This window comes from Staphylococcus gallinarum (assembly GCF_029774255.1).
GTDB lineage: Bacteria > Bacillota > Bacilli > Staphylococcales > Staphylococcaceae > Staphylococcus > Staphylococcus gallinarum.
In genome coordinates this window covers 784200-811147 of the sequence record NZ_CP069082.1, presented here as the reverse complement: position 1 = coordinate 811147, position 26948 = coordinate 784200, and the positions used below count along the sequence as shown (strand labels likewise).

General features: G+C 34.6%; 38 protein-coding genes. 6 read left to right on the top strand and 32 right to left on the bottom strand.

Going from position 1 to position 26948, the window contains the following annotated elements:
* Positions 1 to 6: 6 nt before the first annotated feature.
* From JN168_RS03570 to rpsJ, 28 genes are all read right to left on the bottom strand, one after another.
* A complete protein-coding gene (locus JN168_RS03570) occupies positions 7 to 951 on the bottom strand; it encodes a DNA-directed RNA polymerase subunit alpha (RefSeq protein ID WP_042739070.1) in 945 nt (314 codons plus the stop codon).
* Between the two features lie 76 nt (positions 952 to 1027).
* A complete protein-coding gene (gene rpsK, locus JN168_RS03565; RefSeq protein WP_002471279.1) occupies positions 1028 to 1417 on the bottom strand; it encodes a 30S ribosomal protein S11 in 390 nt (129 codons plus the stop codon).
* A gap of 23 nt (positions 1418 to 1440) precedes the next feature.
* Complete coding sequence (rpsM, locus tag JN168_RS03560) at positions 1441 to 1806, bottom strand: 30S ribosomal protein S13 (RefSeq protein ID WP_042739071.1); 366 nt, start codon at positions 1804 to 1806, stop codon at positions 1441 to 1443.
* A 21-nt stretch (positions 1807 to 1827) separates the two neighbouring features.
* Complete coding sequence (gene rpmJ / locus JN168_RS03555; RefSeq protein WP_002482634.1) at positions 1828 to 1941, bottom strand: 50S ribosomal protein L36; 114 nt, start codon at positions 1939 to 1941, stop codon at positions 1828 to 1830.
* A 31-nt stretch (positions 1942 to 1972) separates the two neighbouring features.
* Complete coding sequence (gene infA / locus JN168_RS03550) at positions 1973 to 2191, bottom strand: translation initiation factor IF-1 (protein WP_001118443.1); 219 nt, start codon at positions 2189 to 2191, stop codon at positions 1973 to 1975.
* A 177-nt stretch (positions 2192 to 2368) separates the two neighbouring features.
* Positions 2369 to 3016, bottom strand: coding sequence for an adenylate kinase (locus JN168_RS03545; protein WP_042739072.1), 648 nt, complete (start codon positions 3014 to 3016; stop codon positions 2369 to 2371).
* A 17-nt stretch (positions 3017 to 3033) separates the two neighbouring features.
* The gene (secY, locus tag JN168_RS03540; RefSeq protein WP_042739073.1) at positions 3034 to 4326 is read right to left on the bottom strand and encodes a preprotein translocase subunit SecY; all 1293 of its coding nucleotides are present in this window, start codon (positions 4324 to 4326) and stop codon (positions 3034 to 3036) included.
* The gene (gene rplO, locus JN168_RS03535) at positions 4326 to 4766 is read right to left on the bottom strand and encodes a 50S ribosomal protein L15 (protein ID WP_042739074.1); all 441 of its coding nucleotides are present in this window, start codon (positions 4764 to 4766) and stop codon (positions 4326 to 4328) included. The genes secY and rplO overlap by 1 nt, the downstream gene beginning before the upstream one ends.
* A gap of 16 nt (positions 4767 to 4782) precedes the next feature.
* On the bottom strand, positions 4783 to 4962 hold the full coding sequence (gene rpmD / locus JN168_RS03530; protein ID WP_002482630.1) for a 50S ribosomal protein L30: 180 nt from the start codon (positions 4960 to 4962) through the stop codon (positions 4783 to 4785).
* Between the two features lie 16 nt (positions 4963 to 4978).
* A complete protein-coding gene (rpsE, locus tag JN168_RS03525; protein ID WP_042739075.1) occupies positions 4979 to 5479 on the bottom strand; it encodes a 30S ribosomal protein S5 in 501 nt (166 codons plus the stop codon).
* A gap of 20 nt (positions 5480 to 5499) precedes the next feature.
* Entirely contained in the window at positions 5500 to 5862 is a 363-nt protein-coding gene (gene rplR / locus JN168_RS03520) for a 50S ribosomal protein L18 (RefSeq protein WP_042739076.1), read from the bottom strand.
* Between the two features lie 31 nt (positions 5863 to 5893).
* Positions 5894 to 6430: a 50S ribosomal protein L6 gene (gene rplF / locus JN168_RS03515; RefSeq protein ID WP_042739077.1), complete on the bottom strand. Its 537-nt coding sequence runs from the start codon at positions 6428 to 6430 to the stop codon at positions 5894 to 5896.
* A 24-nt stretch (positions 6431 to 6454) separates the two neighbouring features.
* Positions 6455 to 6853 carry a 30S ribosomal protein S8 gene (gene rpsH, locus JN168_RS03510; protein ID WP_042739078.1) on the bottom strand — a complete coding sequence of 133 codons (399 nt, stop codon included), beginning with the start codon at positions 6851 to 6853 and terminating at the stop codon, positions 6455 to 6457.
* Positions 6854 to 6884: 31 nt separating this feature from the next.
* Entirely contained in the window at positions 6885 to 7070 is a 186-nt protein-coding gene (locus JN168_RS03505; protein WP_002482625.1) for a type Z 30S ribosomal protein S14, read from the bottom strand.
* 21 nt (positions 7071 to 7091) lie between these two features.
* Positions 7092 to 7631, bottom strand: a complete 540-nt coding sequence (gene rplE / locus JN168_RS03500; protein WP_042739079.1) for a 50S ribosomal protein L5 — start codon at positions 7629 to 7631, stop codon at positions 7092 to 7094.
* Positions 7632 to 7656: 25 nt separating this feature from the next.
* On the bottom strand, positions 7657 to 7974 hold the full coding sequence (gene rplX, locus JN168_RS03495) for a 50S ribosomal protein L24 (protein ID WP_042739080.1): 318 nt from the start codon (positions 7972 to 7974) through the stop codon (positions 7657 to 7659).
* A 41-nt stretch (positions 7975 to 8015) separates the two neighbouring features.
* Positions 8016 to 8384, bottom strand: coding sequence for a 50S ribosomal protein L14 (gene rplN, locus JN168_RS03490; RefSeq protein ID WP_002482622.1), 369 nt, complete (start codon positions 8382 to 8384; stop codon positions 8016 to 8018).
* Between the two features lie 30 nt (positions 8385 to 8414).
* Positions 8415 to 8678 (bottom strand): 30S ribosomal protein S17, encoded by a 264-nt coding sequence (gene rpsQ, locus JN168_RS03485; protein ID WP_001829723.1) that lies wholly within the window; start codon positions 8676 to 8678, stop codon positions 8415 to 8417.
* Between the two features lie 25 nt (positions 8679 to 8703).
* Complete coding sequence (rpmC, locus tag JN168_RS03480) at positions 8704 to 8913, bottom strand: 50S ribosomal protein L29 (RefSeq protein WP_002482620.1); 210 nt, start codon at positions 8911 to 8913, stop codon at positions 8704 to 8706.
* A complete protein-coding gene (gene rplP / locus JN168_RS03475; protein ID WP_019468647.1) occupies positions 8903 to 9337 on the bottom strand; it encodes a 50S ribosomal protein L16 in 435 nt (144 codons plus the stop codon). The genes rpmC and rplP overlap by 11 nt, the downstream gene beginning before the upstream one ends.
* A gap of 2 nt (positions 9338 to 9339) precedes the next feature.
* The gene (rpsC, locus tag JN168_RS03470; protein WP_042739081.1) at positions 9340 to 9993 is read right to left on the bottom strand and encodes a 30S ribosomal protein S3; all 654 of its coding nucleotides are present in this window, start codon (positions 9991 to 9993) and stop codon (positions 9340 to 9342) included.
* Between the two features lie 23 nt (positions 9994 to 10016).
* Positions 10017 to 10370 carry a 50S ribosomal protein L22 gene (rplV, locus tag JN168_RS03465; protein WP_002482617.1) on the bottom strand — a complete coding sequence of 118 codons (354 nt, stop codon included), beginning with the start codon at positions 10368 to 10370 and terminating at the stop codon, positions 10017 to 10019.
* Positions 10371 to 10398: 28 nt separating this feature from the next.
* The gene (rpsS, locus tag JN168_RS03460; protein ID WP_019468644.1) at positions 10399 to 10677 is read right to left on the bottom strand and encodes a 30S ribosomal protein S19; all 279 of its coding nucleotides are present in this window, start codon (positions 10675 to 10677) and stop codon (positions 10399 to 10401) included.
* A 64-nt stretch (positions 10678 to 10741) separates the two neighbouring features.
* The gene (gene rplB, locus JN168_RS03455; RefSeq protein WP_042739082.1) at positions 10742 to 11575 is read right to left on the bottom strand and encodes a 50S ribosomal protein L2; all 834 of its coding nucleotides are present in this window, start codon (positions 11573 to 11575) and stop codon (positions 10742 to 10744) included.
* 30 nt (positions 11576 to 11605) lie between these two features.
* Entirely contained in the window at positions 11606 to 11881 is a 276-nt protein-coding gene (rplW, locus tag JN168_RS03450; RefSeq protein WP_042739083.1) for a 50S ribosomal protein L23, read from the bottom strand.
* Positions 11881 to 12504, bottom strand: coding sequence for a 50S ribosomal protein L4 (rplD, locus tag JN168_RS03445; RefSeq protein ID WP_279526178.1), 624 nt, complete (start codon positions 12502 to 12504; stop codon positions 11881 to 11883). The genes rplW and rplD overlap by 1 nt, the downstream gene beginning before the upstream one ends.
* A gap of 27 nt (positions 12505 to 12531) precedes the next feature.
* On the bottom strand, positions 12532 to 13191 hold the full coding sequence (gene rplC / locus JN168_RS03440) for a 50S ribosomal protein L3 (protein WP_042739085.1): 660 nt from the start codon (positions 13189 to 13191) through the stop codon (positions 12532 to 12534).
* A gap of 26 nt (positions 13192 to 13217) precedes the next feature.
* Positions 13218 to 13526: a 30S ribosomal protein S10 gene (gene rpsJ / locus JN168_RS03435; protein WP_001118667.1), complete on the bottom strand. Its 309-nt coding sequence runs from the start codon at positions 13524 to 13526 to the stop codon at positions 13218 to 13220.
* Positions 13527 to 13888: 362 nt separating this feature from the next.
* On the opposite strand from rpsJ, the gene JN168_RS03430 reads away from it, so the two are divergent.
* The gene (locus tag JN168_RS03430; RefSeq protein WP_042739086.1) at positions 13889 to 14275 is read left to right on the top strand and encodes a hypothetical protein; all 387 of its coding nucleotides are present in this window, start codon (positions 13889 to 13891) and stop codon (positions 14273 to 14275) included.
* 405 nt (positions 14276 to 14680) lie between these two features.
* Here the strand turns inward: JN168_RS03430 and JN168_RS03425 are convergent, their stop codons facing one another.
* Both JN168_RS03425 and JN168_RS03420 read right to left on the bottom strand, forming a co-directional pair.
* Positions 14681 to 16015, bottom strand: a complete 1335-nt coding sequence (locus JN168_RS03425) for an NCS2 family permease (RefSeq protein ID WP_107513317.1) — start codon at positions 16013 to 16015, stop codon at positions 14681 to 14683.
* A gap of 111 nt (positions 16016 to 16126) precedes the next feature.
* Entirely contained in the window at positions 16127 to 18265 is a 2139-nt protein-coding gene (locus tag JN168_RS03420) for a DNA topoisomerase III (protein ID WP_279526177.1), read from the bottom strand.
* Between the two features lie 125 nt (positions 18266 to 18390).
* On the opposite strand from JN168_RS03420, the gene JN168_RS03415 reads away from it, so the two are divergent.
* From JN168_RS03415 to JN168_RS03405, 3 genes are all read left to right on the top strand, one after another.
* Positions 18391 to 19263 (top strand): GNAT family N-acetyltransferase, encoded by an 873-nt coding sequence (locus JN168_RS03415; RefSeq protein WP_042739089.1) that lies wholly within the window; start codon positions 18391 to 18393, stop codon positions 19261 to 19263.
* 366 nt (positions 19264 to 19629) lie between these two features.
* On the top strand, positions 19630 to 20487 hold the full coding sequence (locus JN168_RS03410; RefSeq protein ID WP_042739090.1) for a RhaT/GlcU family sugar-proton symporter: 858 nt from the start codon (positions 19630 to 19632) through the stop codon (positions 20485 to 20487).
* 108 nt (positions 20488 to 20595) lie between these two features.
* Positions 20596 to 21387 (top strand): glucose 1-dehydrogenase, encoded by a 792-nt coding sequence (locus JN168_RS03405; RefSeq protein ID WP_042739091.1) that lies wholly within the window; start codon positions 20596 to 20598, stop codon positions 21385 to 21387.
* Positions 21388 to 21694: 307 nt separating this feature from the next.
* Here JN168_RS03405 and JN168_RS03400 read toward each other — a convergent pair whose 3' ends face one another.
* A complete protein-coding gene (locus tag JN168_RS03400) occupies positions 21695 to 22603 on the bottom strand; it encodes an AEC family transporter (protein ID WP_042739092.1) in 909 nt (302 codons plus the stop codon).
* Between the two features lie 156 nt (positions 22604 to 22759).
* On the opposite strand from JN168_RS03400, the gene JN168_RS03395 reads away from it, so the two are divergent.
* Together JN168_RS03395 and mspA are read left to right on the top strand one after the other, a co-directional pair.
* On the top strand, positions 22760 to 22936 hold the full coding sequence (locus JN168_RS03395; protein ID WP_182475073.1) for an SE1832 family protein: 177 nt from the start codon (positions 22760 to 22762) through the stop codon (positions 22934 to 22936).
* Between the two features lie 65 nt (positions 22937 to 23001).
* Entirely contained in the window at positions 23002 to 23319 is a 318-nt protein-coding gene (gene mspA, locus JN168_RS03390; RefSeq protein ID WP_042739093.1) for a membrane stabilizing protein MspA, read from the top strand.
* 337 nt (positions 23320 to 23656) lie between these two features.
* Here mspA and JN168_RS03385 read toward each other — a convergent pair whose 3' ends face one another.
* Positions 23657 to 26806 (bottom strand): efflux RND transporter permease subunit, encoded by a 3150-nt coding sequence (locus JN168_RS03385; RefSeq protein ID WP_232155362.1) that lies wholly within the window; start codon positions 26804 to 26806, stop codon positions 23657 to 23659.
* Positions 26807 to 26948: the final 142 nt, after the last annotated feature.

The following is a 26948-nucleotide window of genomic DNA, read 5'->3' as shown; positions in this document are numbered from 1 at the left end:
TTTATATTAATCTTCTTTTCTTAAGCCTAAACCTAAGTCTTCAAGTTTATATTTAACTTCTTCTAATGATTTACGTCCTAAATTACGAACTTTCATCATATCTGCTTCTGATTTATCAGCTAATTCTTGAACAGAGTTAATGCCAGCACGTTTTAAACAATTGTAAGAACGAACAGATAAGTCTAATTCTTCAATTGACATTTCAAGCACTTTTTCTTTTTGATCTTCTTCTTTTTCAATCATGATTTCAGCATTTTGAGCTTCATCAGTCAATCCAACAAAGATGTTTAAGTGTTCTGTTAAGATTTTTGCTGCTAGTGAAACAGACTCTTGTGGTGTGATTGAACCATTAGTCCAAACATCCAAAGTTAATTTATCAAAATCACTACTTTGACCTACACGTGTATTTTCAACTGTATAGTTTACACGTTCAACAGGTGAATAAAGTGAATCCACTGGAATTACACCAATTGGTAAATCACTAGTGTTATTTTGTTCTGCTAATGCGTAACCTCTACCCTTGTTAGCAACAAGACGGATTTTCAAGTGTCCACCTTTAGAAACAGTTGCAATTTTAAGTTCAGGATTTAGAATTTCAACATCACTGTCATGAGTAATGTCACTTGCAGTAACTTCGCCTTCATCTTTAACATCAATTTCTAAAGTTTTGTCTTCTTCAGAATAGATTTTCAACGCTAAGTTTTTGATGTTCATAATGATTGTAGAAACATCTTCAACTACATTGTCTATTGCTGAGAATTCGTGTAATACTCCTTCGATTTCAATGTACTTGACGGCTGCACCTGGTAATGAAGATAGTAGGATACGACGTAAGGAGTTTCCTAGTGTAGTACCGTAGCCACGTTCTAGTGGTTCAACAACGAACTTACCGAATTTAGCATCATCACTAATTTCAATTGTTTCAATTCTAGGTTTTTCGATTTCAATCATTTACAAATATCCTCCTTGATTACGTCGACTTGATTTGTACTGTATTTCTCAGTGACCTGCGACAATAACAATAAAATTAAACGCGACGACGTTTTGGTGGACGACAACCATTATGTGGTACTGGAGTAACGTCACGGATCGCAGTTACTTCTAATCCAGCTGATTGTAATGCACGGATAGCTGATTCACGACCAGGACCTGGTCCTTTAACAGTAACTTCAACAGTTTTTAAACCGTGTTCCATTGCTGATTTTGAAGCAGTTTCTGATGCCATTTGAGCTGCAAATGGTGTAGATTTTTTTGATCCTTTGAATCCAAGTGCACCTGCTGATGACCATGATAAAGCATTACCAAATTCATCAGTGATTGTTACGATTGTATTATTGAATGTTGAACGGATGTGTGCTACACCGTTTTCAATATTCTTTTTCACTTTACGTTTACGAGATACTTGTTTACGTGCCATTTAAATTTTGCCTCCTTTACCTATTATTTTTTCTTGTTAGCTACAGTTTTAACTGGGCCTTTACGAGTACGAGCATTGTTTTTAGTTTTTTGTCCGCGTACTGGTAAACCACGACGGTGACGGATACCACGGTATGATGAGATTTCCATTAAACGTTTGATGTTTAAGTTTTGCTCACGACGTAAGTCACCTTCTACTTTATAGCTGTCTACTACTTCACGGATACGACCTAATTCGTCGTCAGTTAAATCTTTAGTACGAGTATCTGCTGATACGTTAGCTTGCTCAACAATTTTGTTAGCAGTTGTTGTACCGATACCATATACATATGTTAATGAGATAACAATACGTTTTTCACGTGGAATATCTACTCCTGCAATACGTGCCATAATTATTTACACCTCTCTTTATTAGCCTTGTCTTTGTTTGTGCTTAGGATTACTACAGATTACCATTACTTTACCTTTACGTTTAATGACTTTACATTTTTCGCAAATAGGTTTTACTGATGGTCTTACTTTCATTTTAATACCTCCCTATATTATGGAGTGACGATTATTTATAACGATAAGTAATTCTTCCGCGTGTTAAATCATACGGAGACATTTCTACAGTTACTTTGTCGCCAGGTAGAATACGAATATAATTCATTCTGATTTTACCACTTACGTGTGCTAAGATCTCATGACCATTTTCTAATTCTACTTTAAACATTGCATTTGGTAAAGTATCTAATACAGTACCTTCTAATTCAATTACATCTTGTTTAGCCATTTATTAACTTCCCCCTTTTTGCGGTAGTTGGTTATCGTCAATAATCAACTCTAACCATACGAGTCTATTAGTGTTGTTAATAAGTTTAACAAAATTAAAATGAATTACTCAATCGCATTGTCACTCTTATTTAATTATACTTTTGGCATTACATAGACCGTACAAAGTTGAAATTGATTATAGTTGCTCTAAAATATTAATAACGTCTTCTGTTACTACATTAATATCTCTAGAGCCATCAATGTTTTTCAATACACCTTTATTATCATAGAATTCTAAGATAGGTTTTGATTGCTTAACATTGACGTTTAAACGATTAGCAACTGTTTCTGGGTTGTCATCTTCACGTTGATATAATTTACCACCGTCAAGATCACAAATCCCCTCAACTTTTGGAGGATTGAATACAAGATGATAAGTCGTTCCGCATTTTTCACAGATTCTACGACCAGTAAGGCGGTTCATTAGTTCTTCTTCAGGTACCTCTATATTGATAACAGCATCAATTTTTCTATCTAATTCTTGCATGATTTCACTTAATGCTTCAGCTTGTTCAATAGTACGAGGAAAGCCGTCTAGTAAGAACCCTTTTTTCGCATCGTCTTCAGAAATTCTTTCTTTAACGATACCCACAGTAACTTCATCAGGGACTAATTCTCCACGATCCATGTATGATTTAGCTTCTTTTCCTAAATCAGTTTCATCTTTAATCGCTTTTCTGAACATGTCGCCAGTAGATATGTGTGGAATTGGGAATTTCTTTACAATTTCACTCGCTTGAGTTCCTTTACCTGCTCCAGGTAAACCCATTAAAATGATATTCATAAGTGCCCTCCTACAATTTATCTACCACCAAAGCCTTTATAGTCTTTCTGACTTACTTGTGCTTCTAAACTCTTCATTGTTTCAATTGCAACACCAATTACAATTAGTAAGCTTGTACCACCCACTTGAATCGTTTGTGGTAAGCTCATTACTTTAGTAGCAATGATTGGAAGAATTGCTATAACAGCTAAGAATATAGAACCTACAAATGTCAGACGATATAACACTTTAGTAATATATTTTTTAGTTTGCTCTCCAGGTCTAATGCCTGGGACATAACTTCCTTGTTTCTTCAGGTTATCTGCCATCTTCTCAGGATTAACTTGTATAAATGCATAGAAATAAGTGAATGCTATGATTAATATGACATATACAACCATACCATAGTTATTAGATGGGTTTGCGACATCCGCAACTTTTTGTGCCCAACTCGCATCTGGGAAGAACAACGTTAATGTTCTCGGTAACAAGAAAAATGCCATTGAAAAGATAACTGGTATTACCCCTGCAGAGTTAACTTTTAAAGGTAAATACGTTGCTTGTGAACCTAATCGCTGTGTTGATTGTTTTTTAGCATATTGAATCGGAATTTTACGAACAGCTTGTAAGACGTAAATCGCTCCAACTGTTAATAATATCATTCCAACTATTAATCCAATTACCTTTAACCAAGCCATTGTAACATCATCTTGTCCAACGAATGCTTGTTGATAGAATTGAATCAATGCTGAAGGTATTGATGATAATATACCTGCAAAAATAATTATTGAAATACCATTACCAACACCGAATTGAGTAATTTGTTCACCTAACCACATTAAGAACGCTGTTCCAGCTGTTAATACCACAGCAATTAATAAATAACTCAAAATCGACTGATCCATGATCAATTGACCCTTCAAGTAATTATTAAACTGGAATGCCATTCCAATAGATTGGATAAAAGCAAGTATAATAGCAAAATAACGTGTAACGTTATTTAATTTCTTTCTACCTGCATCACCTTGTTTCGCCCACTCTGAAAACTTCGGAACAATATCCATTTGTAATAACTGCATAACGATTGATGCAGTAATGTAAGGCATTATACCCATAGCAAAGATAGAAAAGTTCTTCAAGGCTCCGCCACCAAATGTATTTAACAAATCAGTGACACCTTGAGAACCTTGTTGACTGTCAAAGGCAGCTGGGTTTACCCCAGGCGCTGGAATATAAGTACCTATTTTAAAAATAACTAACATTGCGAGTGTAAAAAAGATCTTGTTACGAACTTCTTTTGTTTTAAAGAAGTTCACAAGCGTTTCTAACATTAGATCACCTCGTGTGCTCCACCTTTAGCTTCGATAGCTTCTGCTGCAGTTGCAGAGAATTTGTGAGCTTTCACTGATAGCTTTTTGTCAAGTGAACCATTACCAAGAATCTTGATACCTGATTTTTCACTCTTAACTACACCAGATTCTACTAATAAAGCAGGAGTTACTTCAGTACCATCCTCAAATTTATTAAGTTGGTCTAAGTTAACAATAGCATATTCTTTACGGTTAATGTTAGTAAAACCTCGTTTTGGTAAACGACGGAATAATGGTAATTGACCACCTTCGAAACCTGGTCTTACACTTCCACCTGAACGAGCTTTTTGACCTTTTTGTCCACGACCACTTGTTTTACCATTACCTGTAGCTGCACCACGACCTACGCGGTTACGAACTTTACGAGAACCTTCTGCTGGTTTTAACTCATGTAATTTCATTTCGGCACCTCCTTAATTATTTTTCTTCTACTGTCACTAAGTGACTTACTTTGTTGATTTGCCCACGAATAGCTGGGTTATCTTCAACAACTACTGAAGAGTTTGTTTTTTTCAAACCTAAAGCTTCAACAGTTTTACGTTGTGTTTCTGGACGACCTATAACACTACGAGTGAGGGTAATTTGTAATTTAGCCATAACTTATTTTCCCTCCTTAATTATATAATTCTTCTACTGATTTGCCACGTAACTTCGCAACGTCTTCAGCATTTTTAAGGTTTTTTAATCCGTTGATTGTAGCACGAACCATGTTAATTGGCGTATTTGAACCTAAAGATTTACTTAAGATATCAGTAATACCAGCTAATTCTAATACGGCACGAACAGGGCCACCTGCAATAACACCAGTACCAGGTGCAGCTGGTTTCATAAATACGCTTCCTGAACTGAAACGTCCAGTAATAGTGTGAGGTGTAGTACCTTCAACACGTGGAACTTCAACTAAATCTTTTTTAGCTGCTTCTACAGCTTTTTTGATTGCTTCAGGTACCTCTTGTGCTTTACCAGTACCGAATCCGACGCGACCATTCTTATCTCCAACTACTACTAAAGCAGTGAAACGGAAACGACGACCACCTTTTACAACTTTCGCAACACGATTAATCGTTACAACGCGTTCTTCAAATTCTTTCGCTTCTTCTTCTCTACGAGCCATGTAAATGTCCCTCCTTTAAATTAAAATTCTAAACCATTTTCACGAGCTGCATCTGCTAAGGCTTTAACACGTCCGTGGTATAAGTAACCTCCACGGTCAAACACGATAGTTTTAACGCCTTTTTCGATAGCTCTTTTAGCTACAGTTTCGCCGACTTTAGCTGACAATTCAACTTTAGATCCACTTTCATTAGCGAAATCTTTTTCTTGTGTAGAAGCTTGCGCTAATGTTTGGCCGTTTACATCATCAATTACTTGTGCATAGATATGCTTGTTTGAACGATAGATGTTTAAACGAGGTTTTTCAGCTGTGCCAGATAATTTATTACGAACACGTGCATGTCTTTTCAAACGCACTTTGTTTTTATCAATTTTGCTGATCATTTTATTACTCCTTTCTTCTGAAAGTTATTTATTATTTACCAGTTTTACCTTCTTTACGGCGAACGTATTCACCTTGGTAACGAATTCCTTTACCTTTATAAGGCTCTGGAGGTCTTACTGAACGGATGTTTGAAGCGATAGCTCCAACTTGTTCTTTAGAAATACCAGCTACTGTAACTGTTGTGTTTTTCTCTACAGAGAAAGTAATACCTTCGTCAGCTTTAATTTCAACTGGGTGAGAGTAACCAACGTTAAGCACTAAGTCATTACCTTGCATTTGAGCACGGTAACCAACACCAACTAGTTCAAGTGTTTTTTGGTATCCTTGAGATACACCTTGTATCATATTATTGATTAAAGCACGAGTTGTACCATGAACTGTTCTATCTTCTTTAGAATCAGTAGGTCTTACAACTTCTAATGTACTTTCGTCTTGTTTATATGTCATTCTTTCATTAAATGTTCTTGATAATTCGCCTTTAGCACCTTTAACAGTTACTGAATTACCTTCAATTGTTACTGTTACGTCGCTAGGGATGTCAATAATTTTTTTACCAACACGACTCATGTTATCGCACCTCCTTATTTATTATTACCAAACGTATGCTAAGATTTCTCCGCCAACATTACGTTTTCTTGCTTCTTTATCAGTGATAACACCTTCTGAAGTTGATACTAACGCAATACCTAAACCGTTAAGTACTTTTGGTACTTCGTTTGCTTTCGCATAAACACGTAGACCTGGTTTAGAAATACGTTTTAATCCAGTGATAACTCTTTCATTATTTTGACCATATTTAAGGAATAAACGGATAACCCCTTGTTTATCGTCTTCAACGTATTCTACGTTTTTAATGAAACCTTCACTCTTTAAAATTTCAGCAATTTCTTTTTTAATGTTTGATGCAGGTAATTCTAATTTGTCGTGACGCACCATGTTTGCGTTTCTTACACGAGTTAGCATATCTGCAATTGGATCGTTGATTGTCATTGATTGTTGCCTCCTTTCAGACTTTTATATATTACCAGCTAGCTTTACGAACGCCAGGGATTTGGCCTTTATAAGCTAATTCACGGAAACAAATACGGCATAATTTGAATTTACGGTAAACAGAATGTGGACGACCACAGCGTTCACAACGAGTATATTCACGTACTTGGAACTTTTGTTTTTTTTGTTGCTTAGCAACCATTGAAGTTTTAGCCACTTAATTAGCCTCCTTTAGAGATTATTTTTGAAATGGCATACCGAATTGTGTTAACAATTCACGAGCTTCCTCGTCAGTGTTAGCAGTCGTTACGATAACGATATCCATTCCTCTAACTTTATTTACTCGGTCATAGTCGATTTCAGGGAAAATCAATTGTTCTTTAACACCTAGTGTATAGTTACCTCTACCGTCAAATGCTGTTTTTGAAACTCCACGGAAGTCACGTACACGTGGTAATGAAACAGCGATTAATTTATCTAAGAAATCATACATTCTTTCTCCGCGAAGTGTAACTTTCGCACCGATAGGCATACCTTCACGTAAACGGAATGTAGCGACTGATTTTTTAGCTTTTGTAACAAGTGCTTTTTGACCAGTGATAGCTTCTAATTCTTCTACAGCATCATCTAATACTTTAGAGTTTTGAACAGCATCACCAACACCCATATTTACTACGATTTTTTCAATTTTTGGAACTTCCATTACTGAACTGTAGTTAAATTGTTTAACTAAGTTTTGTGTAACTTCAGAGCTATATTTTTCTTTTAAACGGTTCACAGTGGATCCTCCTTTCGATTAATTATTAATTATTAGATTTGATTTCTTCGCCAGATTTTTTAGCGATACGAACTTTTTTACCATCTACGAATTTGTAACCTACGCGAGTTGGTTCATTCGTTTTAGGGTCTAATAATTGTACGTTAGAAACATGGATTGCTGCCTCTGTTTCTAAGATTCCACCTTCAGGATTAAATTGAGTTGGTTTTTGGTGTTTTTTAATAACGTTAACACCTTCCACAACGACACGGTCTTTTTTAGGTTGAGTTGAAACAACTTTACCTTCTTTACCTTTGTCTTTACCTGCGATAACTTTTACGTTGTCACCTTTTTTGATATGCATGCGTGGCACCTCCTTAAATTTATATATTTATAAACGATTAATTAAAGTACTTCTGGAGCTAATGATACAATTTTCATGAAGTTGCCTTCACGTAATTCACGAGCAACAGGTCCAAAAATACGAGTACCACGTGGGCCTTTGTCGTCACGAATGATGACACATGCATTTTCATCAAATTTGATATATGAACCGTCGTTACGGCGTACACCTGATTTAGTACGTACTACAACAGCTTTAACAACTTCACCTTTTTTGACAACGCCACCTGGTGTAGCATTTTTAACACTAACTACGATTACGTCACCAATATTCGCTGTTTTACGACCAGATCCACCTAATACTTTGATTGTAAGAACTTCACGTGCACCAGAGTTGTCTGCTACTTTCAAACGTGTTTCTTGTTGGATCATGAGTTAAACCTCCTTTATCTTCACTATTTCTTAAATAATTACTGATTCTTCAACAATTTCTACCAAACGGAAACGTTTAGTTGCTGATAAAGGACGTGTTTCTTGAATCTTAACGATGTCCCCTAATTTAGCTGAGTTGTTTTCATCATGAGTTTTGTATTTTTTAGAGTATTTTACTCGTTTACCATATAATTTGTGCGTTTTGTATGTTTCAACAAGTACAGTTACAGTTTTGTCCATTTTATCGGAAACGACTCTACCTACATAAACTTTACGATCATTTCTTTCGCTCACTTTTGTAACCTCCTCTTTCAATTAATTATTGATTAGCTTTTCCTTGTTCAATTTCTCTTTCACGAGCAACAGTTTTTAGACGTGCAATCGTTTTTCTCACTGTGCGAATACGTGCAGTCTCTTCTAATTGACCTGTAGCTAACTGAAAGCGTAGGTTAAAAAGCTCTTCTTTTGAAGATTTGATTTGTTCTTCGATTTCTGAAGTGGTTAAGTCTCTAATTTCCTTAGCTTTCATTTGTTTCACCACCCAATTCTTCACGTTTTACAAACTTAGTTTTAACTGGAAGTTTGTGACTTGCTAAACGTAATGCTTCACGCGCTACTTCTTCGTTAACGCCTGCTACTTCAAATAAAATTCTACCTGGTTTTGCTACTGCAATCCAACCTTCAACTGCACCTTTACCAGCACCCATACGTACTTCTAAAGGTTTTTTAGTGTAAGGCGTATGTGGGAAGATTTTGATCCAAACTTTCCCGCCACGTTTCATGTAACGTGTCATTGCAATACGAGCTGATTCGATTTGACGAGATGTGATCCAAGAAGTTGTAGTTGCTTGTAAACCATACTCACCAAATGTTACATAGTTACCGCCTTTAGAACGACCAGTTGTTTTAGGACGATGTTGACGACGATATTTTACACGTTTTGGTAGTAACATTATTATTTTCCTCCTTCACTAGTGTTCTTAGTAGGAAGAACTTCTCCACGATAAATCCATACTTTGACACCTAATTTACCGTAAGTAGTGTCAGCTTCTGCATGTGCATAACCAATGTCAGCACGTAATGTATGAAGTGGAACAGTTCCTTCTGAATATTGTTCAGCACGAGCGATGTCAGCTCCGCCTAAACGACCTGATACTTGAGTCTTAATACCTTTAGCTCCAAGTTTCATTGCTCTTGTAATAGCTTGTTTTTGTACACGACGGAATGATGCACGGTTTTCTAATTGACGTGCAATGTTTTCAGCAACTAATTTAGCATCTAAATCAACTTTTTTGATTTCGATTACGTTGATGTGTACTTTTTTGTTTGTTAATGAGTTTAATTTGTTACGTAATTTCTCAATTTCTGAACCGCCTTTACCGATTACCATACCTGGTTTACCAGTATGAATAGCGATGTTGATACGATTAGCAGCACGTTCGATATCTACGTGAGAAACTGATGCTTCTTTTAATGCGTTATCAATAAACTTACGGATTTTTAAATCTTCGTGTAATAATGATGCGAAGTCTTTTTCTGCATACCATTTAGCTTCCCAATCACGGATTACACCAACACGAAGTCCGATTGGATTAATTTTTTGACCCACAGTGTTCCCTCCTTAAAAATTGATTAAGCTTCTTTAGCTTCTTCTTTACCGTCACTTACGACGATTGTAATGTGGCTTGTACGTTTGTTAATCGCACTTGCACGGCCTTGTGCACGTGGACGGAAACGTTTTAATGTTGGTCCTTCATTTGCATAAGCTTCTTTAACTATTAATTCATCAGTGTTCATGTCATAGTTATGTTCAGCATTTGCTAGAGCGGACATTAATAATTTTTCTACTACAGGTGATGAAGCTTTGTTTTTTAATTTTAAAATCGCAATAGCTTCACCAGCGCTTTTGCCTCTGATTAGATCTAATACCAATCTAACTTTACGAGGTGCGATTCTTATTGTTTTAGCAACCGCTTTTGCTTCCATTCGGATTTCCTCCTCTACTTGTTAGAAATTATCTTCTAGTTTTTTTGTCGTCAGCTACGTGACCTTTAAATGTACGAGTTGGTGCAAATTCTCCTAATTTGTGACCAACCATATCTTCAGTTACGAATACAGGTACGTGTTTACGTCCATCGTATACTGCGAATGTATGACCAATGAAATCTGGGAAAATCGTTGAACGACGTGACCAAGTCTTGATTACTTGTTTTTTCTCGCTTCCGCTTTGAGCTTCAACTTTTTTCATAAGATGATCATCAACGAAAGGTCCTTTTTTAATACTACGAGCCATAGTGGCGCCTCCCTTCTTATTGTGTGCGTGCAGCGATTACGCCGCACACCCAAATAAGTTATTTTTATTTTTTCTTACGTCCACGAACGATAAGCTTGTCAGATGATTTTTTACCACGACGAGTTTTCTTACCAAGCGTAGGTTTACCCCATGGTGACATTGGAGATGGTCTACCGATAGGTGCGCGACCTTCACCACCACCGTGTGGGTGATCGTTAGGGTTCATTACAGAACCACGAACTGTTGGGCGAATGCCTTTCCATCTAGAACGACCTGCTTTACCAACGTTAACTAATTCGTGTTGGATGTTACCAACTTGACCAATAGTAGCACGGCAAGTTGAAAGAATCATACGAACCTCACCAGAACGTAATCTGATTAATACGTATTTACCTTCTTTACCAAGTACTTGTGCACTTGCACCAGCTGAACGAGCGATTTGTCCACCTTTACCAGGTTTCAATTCGATGTTGTGTACAACTGTACCTACTGGGATGAATTGTAATGGTAATGCATTACCTACTTTGATGTCAGCATTTTCACCACTTTCAAGAACTTGACCTACTTGTAAGTTCTTAGGAGCGATGATGTAGCGTTTTTCTCCGTCAGCGTAAACAAGTAAAGCGATGTTTGCTGAACGGTTTGGATCATATTGGATTGAATCAACTTTAGCGTTGATACCATCTTTGTTACGTTTGAAGTCAATAACACGGTATTGACGTTTGTGTCCTCCACCATGATGGCGAACTGTCAATTTACCTTGGTTATTTCGTCCCGCTTTTTTCGGTAGCGGTTGTAATAATGACTTTTCAGGAGTCGTTTTAGTGATTTCTGCGAAATCTAAAGAAGTCATATTACGACGACCATTAGTAATTGGCTTATATTTTTTTAGAGCCATTGTCGTTTACCTCCTTATTGGTAATATTTTTTAGTTGAATAGATCGATTGATCCTTCTTTTAATTTAACAATTGCTACGCGGCGTTTGTTTGTATAGCCTTGGTAACGGCCCATACGTTTTTTCTTTGGTTTGTAGTTGATGATGTTAACTTTATCAACTTTTACGTCAAAGATTTCTTCAACTGCGATTTTAACTTGTGTTTTGTTTGCACGAGTATCTACATCAAATGTGTATTTATCTTCTGCCATAGCGACTGAAGATTTCTCAGTGATTACGGGGCGCTTAAGAACGTCTCTTGCTTCCATTATCCGAGCACCTCCTCAACTTTTTTAGCAGCTGTTTCTGTAATTAATACACTGTCAGCGCTTGTGATATCTAGAACATTTAAACCTTGAGCTGTAGTTACTTGTAAACCTGGGATGTTACGTGCTGATAATTCAACGTTTACATCTTCTGATTCTGTTACTACTAATACTTTTTTAGGTTGTTCTAAATTAGAAAGAATTGTTTTGAATTCTTTAGTTCTTGGAGCATCTAAGTTAAATGAATCAACAACAGTTAAGTTGCTTTCTTGAACTTTGAAAGATAATGCTGAGCGTAATGCTAAACGGCGCATTTTCTTAGGCATTTTGTAAGCATAACTTCTTGGTGTTGGTCCGAATACGATACCACCACCACGCCATTGTGGAGCACGGATTGTACCTTGACGCGCACGTCCTGTACCTTTTTGTCTCCATGGTTTACGTCCACCACCACGTACTGCTGAACGATTCTTAACAGCGTGTGTACCTTGGCGTAATGAAGCACGTTGTAAGTTAATTGCTTCAAAAAGAACGTCATTATTTGGTTCGATTGCAAATACTGAATCATTTAATTCAACTGAACCTGCTTTAGATCCGTCTACTTTTAATACATCATAATTAGCCATTATGCATTTTCCTCCTTTCGCTTTATATTATTTATTACCTTTAATTGATGAAGTGATTTCTAAAAGACCTTTTTTAGGTCCAGGTACATTACCTTTTACTAAAATAACATTGTTTTCAGTGTCAACTTGAACTACTTCTAAGTTTTGAACTGTTACAGTGTTACCGCCCATACGTCCAGGCATTTTTTGTCCTTTAAAGACTCTTGAAGCATCTGACGCCATACCTACTGAACCAGGTGCTCTGTGGAAATGAGAACCGTGAGACATTGGTCCACGTGCTTGATTGTGACGTTTAATGGCACCTTGGAAACCTTTACCTTTTGAAACGCCTGTTACATCAATTACGTCGCCAGCTTCAAATGTATTAACTGAGACTTCTTGACCTACTTCGTATTCATCAACATTAACGTTTTTGAATTCACGAATGAAGCGCTTAGGTGCTGTGCCAGCTTTTTTAGCATGACCTTCAGCTGGTTTGTTAGCATATTTGCTTGTTCTGCTATCTTTTTTGTAAGCTTTTTTATCTTCGTAGCCTACTTGAATTGCGTTGTAACCATCAACTTCTTCAGTTTTCTTTTGTAATACAACGTTTTGACTTGCTTCTACTACTGTTACAGGGATTAAATCACCGTTTTCTCCGAAAACTTGTGTCATCCCGATTTTTCTTCCTAAGATTCCTTTGGTCATCGAAAGTCCACCTCCTAAATTTTCTATTATAATTTGATTTCGATGTCTACACCAGATGGTAAGTTTAAGCCCATAAGTGCATCAACTGTTTTTGGTGTTGGGTTAACAATATCGATTAAACGTTTATGTGTACGTTGTTCGAATTGCTCACGTGAATCTTTGTACTTATGCACGGCACGAATGATCGTGTAAACTGATTTTTCAGTTGGTAACGGAATTGGTCCAGAAACATCTGCACCAGAACGTTTTGCAGTTTCAACAATTTTCTCTGCTGATTGATCGATTACTCTGTGATCATAAGCTTTTAATCTGATTCTGATTTTTTGTTTTGCCATAATTTTCCCTCCTTATTCGTCTACATTTAAGTGATAGACTTCTCCACGAAAACTATCTCACACAGCGCCATGGCAAAGCGGCCGGGTGTGTCAGTAACCTTTCGCTTCATCGCGTGTTCTTAAAGTCCAACATTAGATATGTTACATGAAAAAACGTGTTTTATCAAGCTTTTTCATAAAAGTTTTTCAACTTTTCGTCTAACACATACTTTGTTATTGTACTTGAATTATGCTGACAGTTCAACCTATTTCGTAATTTTTTTCATATTACAATTGTTATTTCACTATTTTGCTTATCCTTTTTATTATATATATTGTTTATTATGTTTTATAATGTGATTGTTAGGTGGTGACGATTTATAATGAAAAGTGGTATTAGAACTTTATTATTGATATTAAGTTTAATTTTAATCATTGGGGAGTTCGTATATGGCATTCCATTTTTGGGTGGTAGCATTATATTAAGTTTCGGTTGGCAGCCATTACTTATTAACGTTCTTTTATATTTGATTATGATGATTATTTTAATAGTAGATAAACAGAATAGTATTAAACCGATGGCAATTATTCCACTGCTTGGTATTATAGGTTCATTTATAGCATTTATACCTGTCATCGGAATGATCATTCACTGGATTTTATTTTTCTTATTATTATTTTTTATATTTATTCTCTTATCTGCTCCGATATATGTGCCAAACAAAAATGCAAAAGTTGTGTATACACAATACAAGGATGATACTAAATAATAGGTAGTTGTAAATTTACAATGATAGTTTAACTGATTTCTTTGTTATTTTAAAGTAATTTATCAAATCATTGTTTACATCTATATAATGAAGAAACACGATTCAAAGTAGGTTTCTTTTTCTATTAAAAGCTATTTTTGAATAATAATTGAATAGTAGGATTAGGTTGATTGATCACAGTATAAGGTAATTTCTATTTATAAGTTCTAGAAATTGCCTTTTTCATATTATATACGTGTTTTTCTATGCAAACTTTGTGTATGAGTAGTTTCAAATAACATTAGTTATAAAAAAGCTGCCTCACTCTTTTTTAATTGAAGAATGAGACAGCTTATTATTTTATAATGCTTGATTTTGCACTTCTTATGTAGTGCTCGTCACGTTATCTAAAATGTGTAGTTATAATTAACCATGTACAAAGATAAAGTATAGGATGAATAGTACCATTAAGCCGTACATAATTGGATGTACTTCTTTATGTCGCTTAGAAATTAACATGGTAATTGGATAAAAGATAAAGCCACATGCAATACCAGTAGCAATTGAATAAGATAATGGCATCATAATAATCGTTACAAATGCTGGAACTGCCACTTCAAATTTCTTCCAATCTATTTCCGCAAAGTTCGCTGCCATTAATACACCTACTACAACGAGTGCTGGTGTTGTTACAGCACTTGTTACCACTTCCATTAACGGACTAAAGAATATCGCTAATAAGAAACAGAATCCTGTTACAATACTAGCAAATCCAGTTCTAGCACCGACTGCGACACCTGATGTTGATTCAATATATGATGTCGTTGTCGTTGTTCCAAATATCGCACCGACGATTGTTGCTAATGAATCTGAGAACAATGCTCTACCAGCTCGAGGTAATTTATTATCCTTCATTATTCCTGCTTGAGAAGCAACCGCTACTAATGTACCAGCAGTATCAAAGAAATCAATGAATAAGAACGTTAAGATAACAATTAAGAATTGAACCGTTAAGAGTTGACTCGGATCTTTAAATGCCTCAAATGCAGCACCAAATGTTGGTTCAATACTTGGTACATGACCAACTACACTACTTGGTGTATGTATCAATCCAGTAATCATTCCTAGTATAGATGTAATCACCATACCTACAAAGATTGCACCTGGTACTCTTAGCGCATATAAGATTACTGTTACAATAATTCCTATAACAGCCAATATAACAGGTCCATCTGTAATGTGACCCAAGGTAACAAGTGTTGATTTATCCTTTACTATAATACCTGCACTTTGTAAACCTACAAAGGTAATAAATAAACCAATACCTGCTGATACTGCCATTTTCATCTGATAGGGTATGGCATTAATAATTGTTTCCCGTAGCCCTGTCATCGTTAATATCGCAAAGACAATTCCTGAAAATAACACGCCTGTTAAACCAATTTGCCAAGGTATTCCCATTGTTAATACTACAGTAAATGCAAAGAATGCATTTAATCCCATACCCGGTGCTAGAGCAATCGGATAGCGAGCAATAAGTCCCATAAATAATGAACCCACAAATGCTGCAAGTGCTGTGGCAACAAAAATAGCACCTTGATCCATTTTCATGTCATCTGAAACGCCATTTACACCTGCTAAACTTAGTACTTGAGGGTTAACAGCCAAAATATATGCCATTGACAAGAAAGTTGTCAGCCCACCAAGTATCTCTTTTTTATAGTTTGTGCCATGCTGATCAAACTTGAAATACTTTTTCACGGTTAGTTCTCCTTTTTTTGAAAATACCTTAATATTTTAATACCAATTGTAGTATTTTACAATAGCAAACACGAACTTTATTAATTAAACAATCATTTATACACTATAAAACTAGAACTTTAACCCTTTTAACGCATCTTGGAATGGGTTATTTTCGATTGTTTCGTTCTGATTCATATATTTTTTCATGTCTTTTTTATTTACTTTATCTGACTTTTTATTTTTAAGACGTTTATCCATTTGTACCTGTGTTTCTGTATGGCCACATACACAACGATAAACAGCATCTTTCCCCCTACCAAATAGAGTCATCTTTTTATGACAGTTAGGACAGCGAGCATTTGTTTTTCTCTGTACATTTTTCTTAGTTTTACAACTTGGATCCTGACAAACTAACATTTGTCCATTTTTAGTTTGTACTTTAATCATGAATTTTCCACAAGTTGGACATTCTGTAGTTGTTAAATTATCGTGTTTATATTTTTTATCATTCTCTTTTATTTCATTAACGACGTCATTGGTAAATTGCTTCATTTCCTCTATAAATTTATCCGCATTATATTTACCACGTTCAATTAACGCAAGCTTTTCTTCCCATTCCGCAGTTAACAATGGTGAAGTTAGTTTTTGTGGTGCTAGTTCTAGAATTTGCTTTCCTTTTGAAGTTACTTTAATTTTACTATCTCTCACTTCTATAGCATTCATATTAAATAGTTTTTCAATTATATCTGCGCGTGTTGCTACAGTTCCTATACCACCAGTTTCCTTCAATGTATGTTGATGTTTACGATTATTTAAATCAAAGAATTTCTGAGGACTCTCCATAGCTTTAAGTAATGATCCTTCATTAAAATATGGCGGTGGCGTCGTTTCGTGTTGTTCGATATTGGCTTGATTCACTTTTAATGTAGCACCTTGTTGCAATCCATCAAGTTGTTCTGTTGATTTTTCGTTGTGTTCAGAGATAGCTTTGAACCCTAATTTCGTAGTTACTTTGTCTTTAAAGTTAAACGTATAACCATTTACAGTAAACTCCATAATTATTGCTTCGTATTCATAAGCTGGCAAAAGATTTTCCAAAAATCTTTCAGCAATTAACATATAGACTTTGCTTTCTCGTGGACTCAAAGCATTCATATCTGGACGAACTTCTGTTGGAATTATCGCATGGTGATCTGATACTTTGTTATTATTAATAAACCTTTGTTTCGGAGAAAATTTTTGTTTAAGTTGTTGTTTAGCTACATCCTTTAATGATGTGCCCATGATTGCGTTAACACGGTCTTTAAGCGTATCTACCATATCATCGGTTAAATAATTTGAATCTGTTCTTGGATAAGTTACGAGCTTATGTCGTTCATATAATGTTTGTAACGTATTTAATGTTTCCTTTGGTCCAAAATGATATCGTTTATATGCTTCTTGTTGTAAATCAGTCAAACTGAATAATTGATGTGGATATGCCTTTTTATGATTACGTTTAATCGATTGTATAGTCCCCTCTTGACCAACAACTTTCTGTTTTATCGTGTCATATACCTTTTTATCTTTATGCGACTGTGGTTTTGCTAATTGTAACGTTAATCCATTTGCTTTGACAGACATTGTATAATACGTTTCAGGTTTAAACTGATTAATTTCATTTTGTCTCATTTGAACAAGCTGAATTGTTGGTGTCTGTACACGTCCTAATGATAATTGTGCATCATACTTTGTAGTCAACGCTCGTGTTGCATTGATACCTACAATCCAATCCGCCTCACTTCTAGCCAATGCTGCGCGATATAAATTATTAAATTTACGCCCATCTTGTAACTTATTAAATCCGTCCCTAATTGCTTTCGTTGTAACGGAACTAATCCATAACCGTTTGATAGGCTTTTTATTATGTGCTTTATCTAATATTAGACGTGCAACGAGTTCACCTTCTCTACCAGCGTCGGTCGCAATGATAATCTCATTTACTTTGTTATTATTTATTAATGCTTGCACCGTAGAAAATTGTTTTCTTGTCTTAGATATGACTACAGTTTTCATTTTATTTGGTATAATAGGTAAAACATTTAATTTCCATTCTTTATATTTAGCATCGTATTGTTCAGGTGTTGCATTTGTTACTAAATGACCAAGTGCCCATGTTACGATATATTTATTATTTTCAAAGTAACCATTGCGCTTTTCATTTATATTTAAGCTGTTAGCTATATCTCTACCTACTGAAGGTTTTTCAGCAATTATTAGTGATTTCATAATAACGTCCTTTCAAAAAATCAATATCTTATCTATTGTAACACGTATATAATACATCATAACTTCCATTTAACATAAAAAATTCTTATAATTAAGGAAATAGTTCATCTGACGGAGGTAGCTATATGAAAACGATCAAACTAAATGATTATGACCAAATTACAAGTTTTATAAATGATGCAGACTATCACTCGGCTTCTTATTTGTATAAACTTCCTCAAGCAAGAGAGGCAATCAAAGCACAGATTGAAGAAGCAATTGAAGATCCAGGTGTCTATGCTCATTTAGACGATAACAACGAGATCATCATGCTCATACTTGCTTTTAAATATGAGGAGAATAAATATAAAGTACTAGGTCCATTTATAAAGCATAATACAACGCCAGATTTACAAATGTACCACGACTTATTTATTACATTAGCCAATAGCAAACCAGACACTGCAAACTTTAACTTTTCATTTGAAGAAAACGAGCAAAACTATAGTAAGTTTATGAAACATATTCAAGCATCTTATAGCTTTACAGATTATCATTTAATCACATCACAGGATGTTGGAGAAATTGAACATGCACAAAACATCACTGAGTATAAACCAGCATATTACCGTGCATTCGCAAAGTTACATCAGCGGACATTTAAACATGATGTAATGACTGCAGATGAAATTATAGACTCATTGGATGACAATAATCGTTTGTTTATCTTTATGTCTGAAGGCTTGTTAAAAGGTTATCTCTATTTACAAGTGTTCGAAGGTAATCATAATGCTGAAATTAAATATTTTTCATCACACAGTGACTATCGACTGATGGGGATTGCCTTTGATTTATTATCACATGCGCTCCACTATGCATTTACGCATTACGATATAAACAAGATTTACTTTAAAATTCGCAGCAAAAATAATACCTTAGTTGAACGATTTAATGAACTTGGTTTTAATATAAATTATGAATATAGAAAATTTAAATATGTAGCAAGTCATATTGAATAGCACTTGAAGTTATAGACTAAATTTAAATCTAGCTACGCCTACCATTGTGTAAAGTGCTATAACTAGCAATATCGAAATGAAATAAATACTTGTATTCGTCAACGTATCAACATATATTCATTCCTTAGAGCGGGATAATGAAATCTATTTAGCAAAACAAGATTTCTATCTCGCTCTTTTTTTGTGTATTATTATCCTTCTGAAATGAAACTTTTAGAAATTTAAATGTAATTTTACTTTTATTTTTAAACACATGTTTTTACTATATTAAAGTTTTCATTTAGAATGTATTCTTGGAGACAATTTTAATGGTTGTTTTTATTGGGGAAGGAAAGTAAAAATAAATATAGAAAGAGTGAGTGTAGTATGGATTTATTAATTGCCTTATTACCTGCGCTATTTTGGGGTAGTGTAGTATTAATTAATGTATTTGTCGGTGGAGGACCTTATAACCAAATTAGAGGTACAACATTCGGTGCATTAATTATTGGTATTATCTTATTACTAACTGGTAATGCAAAATTTGATGACATTACCGTAATTATTGTCGGATTGATCTCTGGTGCTTTCTGGGCACTAGGTCAAGGTTACCAATTGAAGTCAGTAAGTTTAATTGGTGTTTCAAAAACAATGCCAATTTCAACAGGTTTACAATTGGTCGGTACAACGTTATTTAGTGCTATTTTCCTAGGAGAATGGAGCACAAGTACTCAAGTCATTTTAGGTCTTGTAGCAATGGTTCTACTTGTGGTAGGTATTACATTAACATCTATCAAAGGTAAAAACGAAGCTTCTGAAAGTAATAGCAATTTCGGCAAAGCAATGCCAATCTTATTAATTTCAACGGTTGGTTATGTTGTTTACGTCGTTATAGCACAAATCTTTGGTGTCGATGGAACAAGCGCATTATTCTTCCAATCAATCGGTATGGCGATTGGTGGACTTATCTTATCAATGAAACATGAAACATCAATTAAAAGTACTGTATGGAACTTAATACCGGGTGTCGTTTGGGGTATAGGTAACCTATTTATGTTCTATTCACAACCTAAAGTTGGTGTAGCAACTAGTTTCTCATTTTCACAATTACTTGTAATCGTCTCAACACTTGGAGGTATCTTCTTGTTAGGCGAACGCAAAGATAAGCGTCAAATGATTGGTATCTGGGCTGGTATTGTACTTATTATTATTGCAGCCTTTGTATTAGGAAATTTAAAAGGTTAAGTTCAATTACTAGACTAATGTTTTAATGCAGGCGTATTATGTCTCATTGGGACGAATGCACTTGTCATTTGATGAGCGCATGATATTTTACTAGGAGGAGTCAAAATTATGTTCACAGATTTAAAAGATAAAGTTGTTGTAATCACTGGTGCTGGTAGCGGAATTGGTAAATCATTCGCAGAAGCATTTGGTAAAGCGGAAGCAAAAGTAGTTATGAACTACCGCTCAGAACACCACGTAGAAGATGTTGATCAATCAATTAAGTTAATTGAAGAAGCTGGTGGCCAAGCTATTAAAGTTCAAGCGGACGTTTCTGTTGAAGCTGACGTTAATCGTTTAGTACAAACTGCAGTAGACACATTTGGTACGCTTGATATTATGATCAATAACGCTGGTTTCGAAAAACCAATTCCAACACATGAAATGCCTTTAGAAGAATGGCAAAAAGTTATCGACATTAACTTAACTGGTGCTTTCATTGGATCAAAAGCTGCTGTTAATCAATTCTTCAAAGAAGATAAAAAAGGTGTTATTTTAAACACTTCAAGTGTTCATGATACAATTCCATGGCCAAACTATGCTAACTATGCAGCTAGTAAAGGCGGATTAAAATTAATGATGGAAACAATGTCTATGGAATACGCGCAATACGGCATTAGAATTAACAACATCTCACCAGGGGCAATTGTAACAGAGCACACTAGAGAAAAATTCTCTGACCCAACTACACGTGCAGAAACACTTGAAATGATTCCTGCTAAAGAAATTGGTGAAGCTGATCAAGTAGCAAACGTTGCTTTATTCTTAGCTTCAGATTTAGCAAGTTATATTCACGGAACAACAATTTATGTTGATGGTGGTATGACTAACTACCCTGCATTTATGGGTGGTAAAGGTTAAACATCATTAACTTCAATATATTATGATGTGGTTTAACAAATCCTTTGTTATTATTCAAACATTGGCAACTGTAAACCACTAAATTAAGCGAGTGAAACCTATTAGTTTCACTCGCTTTTTTTATATGCTCAAAATGAATATACTTTTTTAACATTCACATAAATAGACTAGTTAAATCTATAATATCTCCAATACAATAAAAATGAGCTAAATGATCTCATAGTTTCTAACTACAAATATCATTACAGCTCATTTGTCTCATGTACTCCTATTCGCATTACACCATCATTTTCATCTAGAATTTCCGTTACACAAAGATAGCTTGATAGATATACAGTATTACAATACTTATAACTATTGTTAAATTAGTAACCATTCCAACTAATGGTAAAGTCTTATACTTAAACTGTATAGAATATGGAATAATTGCAACACCTACAGGTAATAACCAAGCCACTTGTAGTGTTGTCTTCACCATATTATCACTCACTGGTAGGAAGAAATGTACTAACAATCCTGCAATAATACCTAGACCGTAATGGATACCAATATATTTCAAAGCAATTGGCAAAAATCGTCTATCTATACTAAAATTCAACATCAAACCAAGTAATATCATGGACAATGGCATATTCGCGCCTGATAATACTGTGAAAAAGTCAATTACAGGTTTAGGAAAATGAATATTCGCCATGTTCAAGATAAACATAATAATATAGGTCATCAATGGTACAGAGCGTAGTAAATTCTTACCTAAATATTTAAAATCAAAGCTATCTCCACCACTACTAAAGTAACTACCAACAAAGTACGTTACGCCAAACATAATAATTGCCCCACCGATGTCGGCCATACCAAAATAAATCATTCCAGATTCAGGCCAAATCGCTTCGACTAGTGGATAAGCAAATAGCCCAATATTTAAAGAGGCCATCATCATACCAGTTGCGCCTCTTACATGGTTATCGTATTTTAAAAAGAACCATACTACAATAATCTTTGCAATGATGCCATAAGCAATCATCATAATAGGTAAAATTGATAATGACACATCTAAATCTGCTTTATTTAAGTTTACAATAACCAAAGAAGGAAGCGTGACATTAAGGACGAGTGTAGAGAATACTTGGCTATCATTCGCCTTAAAGTAATTAATTCTCTTAAGGGTGTAACCTAAAGCAATCAGTAAAATGATTATGATAAATTGTTGCGTCACAATAATCCTTCTTTCATTTTATTTTTTCAAATATAATTTACAATCTATTTTCATACTTTAACATACATTTTGGTGATTTTAGAAGCTTTCAGTTTCATGTTATACTTTATGTGATTTTCATTTTTTAAATTAGTAGCTTAAAGGAGTTTATTATATATGGATTTAAATCAAAAACTTATTGAACTTAAACATGACTATGTTCGTTTACAAGGTGATTTAGAAAAACGCGAATCAGTAAATCAACAAACCGATCCGTTATTAAAGCAATTAGATGAACTAGAGCAAGAAATAGCTGCTGTCCGTTCAGAAATTAGTCAAAAAGAAGATAAATAATATCCTAGTAAATATATTTTTAACATGCTAAGATTAATAGCGAATTATAGAAAGGATGTTATTTAATGCAACTTTATCTGATATTTTTACCAATACTCTATTTAATAGTTAGTTACATAAGTATATTTAAGATGGATACAATTATTACACGCATTTTACGTATAATTATGGCACTATTATTATTATTTGTAGTTGCAATCACAACATTATCCTTCCCTGCAGTTAACTGGTGGGTATTTATATTATTATTACTAATCGTTGGTAATGTTGAAATTACTGCATTTAAACATTTAAAGCAAGATAAAAAAGCAATTCAAATATTAAATATGATTAGCCTTGGTTTAATCATAATTTATGTCATCTTAACACTTGTACTTTACTAAAGTGATTTGAGTACTTCAGCAGTGTTTAGAACATCATACTTATAACAATGCCCCAAAATGGAACTATAAATTTCATTTGGGGCATTTGTTTAGCCTTTTCTAGCTAGCGATATTAGTTTACACATACATTTCAATTACTAACATAGCATTCCCTTTTAACCATTAATCACTAACCTTCAATAATTTAACGTCCATATCATTGTTATTCAAAAATGCTGTACATCTATGCAGCAAAAAAGACAATTCCTATCACAGTAAGATAGAAATTGCCTTTTATTCATATTAGCTAGAAGGCACTTCGTTTTATAAATGAGTGCATAAGCTAGAATTATTTTCTTTATGATTTTCGATGTTTAAATAGTTTATTTTTCATTGTAAATAAAAGTTCATAAATAACAGGTACGACGATTAACGTTAATACAGTCGAAGAAATTAATCCGCCAACTACAGTCGCCGCCATTGCTTTCGAAATAAGTATTGAACTATTTTCACCAAACAGCATTGGTATTAAAGCTGCAATTGTAGCTAATGCTGTCATTAATATTGGTCTAATACGTGTTGCCCCCGCTTCAATTAAAGCTGCTTTCATATCTAAGCCTTCATGTTGCTTATTAATCACTCTGTCAATTAGTACAATGGCATTGGTTACAACAATACCTATTAACATCAACATACCAATCATACTTGGAACAGAAATTGTTTCTCCTGTTATAACAAGTGCTATAACAACACCTATAATTGTATATGGTAGTGAGAACAAAATTGCAAATGGTGCTAAACCACCTTTAAATGTTAACACTAGAACCAAATACACAATGATAATTGCTGCTAACATAGCAACAGAAAGTTGAATAATTGCATTTGAAATATCTTCGTTCGCACCACCAACACTCGCTTTTACATTATTTGGTTTGTCTAATTTATCAACCTTAGACAATACTTTTTGAGACACTGTTCCAACATCACTTTGTGTAACTTTAGCTGAAACTTTTGTCGCATAATCTCCTGCTTTGGTCTCAATTTTATTAGGTGTAGATGATTTCTCTAAACTTGCGATATCACTTAATTGAATTGTCTTTCCAGTTGGAGTTTGAAGCTCGGTCTTTTCTAATTTTTCTTTTGTCCAATGTGTTTCTTTATCTTTCTTCACTTTTACATCAACTGATTTACCATTTTCTTTTACTTTTGTTATTGCTTGCTCTGGTGCATTCTGACTTAAAGTCATAGCTAATTGTGATGCAGATAATCCGTTCTCACTTGCTTTATTCTGATCTACTTTGACATTGTATTGCTCATAAGTCTCTGTCAAATCAGATTTTACATTTGCTAGGCCTTTTGTATGTTCCATTTCACGTTCTATTGATTTCACAGTACCTTTAATTGCATCCAATGACGGACCTGTCACAGTAATTTCCAATTTGTTATTCGTTCCACCTGTACCCATGTCTTGATTAGACCATTCACCAGGATGATGGTAACGTTTGATATGGTTTAACACTTTATCAGGTTCTTCATCAAAATGAGGTGTGTCAGAATCATACTCAACCATTAGTGCCAGGCTATTTGAACTGCCCGTTGGATCAGTTGGTGTTTCTCCACCTACTGAATATTGTACAGTTTTAACTTTATCCTTATCATTCAAATAATTTTGCACTTTCTCTGCATGTTTTAAAACACTTTGCTTTGTTTCACCTGGTTTTGGAGTGTATGTCAATGCCATATATTTATCTTCACCAGTAGAAATAAAGCTCGTACCTAATTTGGCAGCACCTAATCCTATACTAAAAATTAATAACACTGTACTTACAATAATGACAATCCATTTATGATTGAGCGACCATTTGAGTATACGTTGATATTGCTTACTTACAATACCTAAATTTTCAGTACGTGGATGTTTAATACCCTTTTTAAATAAACTAGCACTTAATGCAGGTACTATCGTAATTGAGACCAGTAGCGATGCAAGTAAACTAAAGGCAATCGCTAAGGCAAACGGTCTAAACATCTGACCTACTGACCCTGATACAAATGCTAATGGTAAGAAGACAACGATTGTCACAATAGTGGATGACATAATTGGTTTAAATACTTCTCTCGTTGCATCTATAATTAAACTATCCCCTACTAATGCCTCACCTTTATCTGATAATCTACGATAGATATTTTCAACCACGACGATAGAATCATCAATAACACGTCCTATCGCTACAGTTAAGGCACCTAATGTAAGTATATTTAATGATACATTGCATAATTTCAATGCTACCATAGCAATTAGAATCGACATCGGTATAGATACTACTGATATAGCCGTTGTTCTAATATTTCTCAAGAAGAGTAGGATAATGATGATAGCAAAAATTGTACCTAAGATTGCCTTTTCAATCATTGTATTAATCGCGTCTTCAATCGGTTTAGCCGTATCCATAACTTTTGTATCTTTTAATTCAGGATTGGCTTTAACGAATTTGTCGATCTCTTTCTTAGTATCTTTAGCTACTTGAACTGTGTTTGCATCCTGTGCTTTAATCACTTGGACATTAACTGCATTTTTACCATTCGTTTTAGAAATTGATTTTCTTTCATCACCAATAGAAACACTAGCAATATCTGCTAATTTAACTGATGGTATTTTAGTTGATTGACTCGTGTTAGTAGCAGAAGTCCCTGTCATAGCATCCTGTCCACTAGCTGACGCATTACTTTGGTCATCGCCATTCCCAGATGTTGCACTTGCTGCAGATAATGGTATTTCTAAATTTTTTAGTCCATCGACAGAATTAAATTGTCCATCAATGACAATCGATTTCTCTTTATCATCAAATTGAAATAATCCCAGTGGTGTTTCACTTGTAGCACTCTTTATGTATTGTTGTGCACTATCCGCTGTCAAACCACTTTTTTCTAATGCGCTTTGTTTAAATTTAATTGTTACTTCACGTGTTGTTTGCCCATTTAATTGTGCGTTCTGTACACCATCAATGGTTTGCAATTTAGGTAATAATTGCTGTTCTAATTTTTTCGTCGTACTTTTTAAATCATTGTCTTTAGAAGTAAAAGAATACGCAACGATTGGAAAAGCATTCATCGTTTGTCTTTTTAGTTCTGGTTCCTCAACATTTTCCCCAAATTTGATCTTATCTAGTTCTTTTTTTAATTTATTTTCAGCACTGTCTAAGTCAGTACCTTCTCTGTATTCAACAGAAACAATCGATGCATTCTGTATGGATTGCGCACTAACATTTTTCACATCGGCCATCGATCGAATTTGTTCGTCAATCTTATCACTAATTTCAGTTTTAGTTGTCTCTGGTGTTGCACCCGGCATAGTTGTTTGAACTGTAATCATTGGTGTTTCAACATCCGGCAATAATTCAAGTTTCATTTTAAAGCTTGAATAAAGCCCGCCTAGAATAACGAGTAACACCATTAAAAAGATTGCAAATTTATTCCCTAGCGAGAACTTTAGCATCTTCTTTATCATTCCCATAGCTCCTCTCATTTTTTCACTAACAACATCAATTTACCACAATATCACAGGATGCAATATAGCTTTACTAAATTATTTTAAAAAGATTATCAATCTTTCTTAACTGCTACTATTTATTTTTCAACATAACAAAATC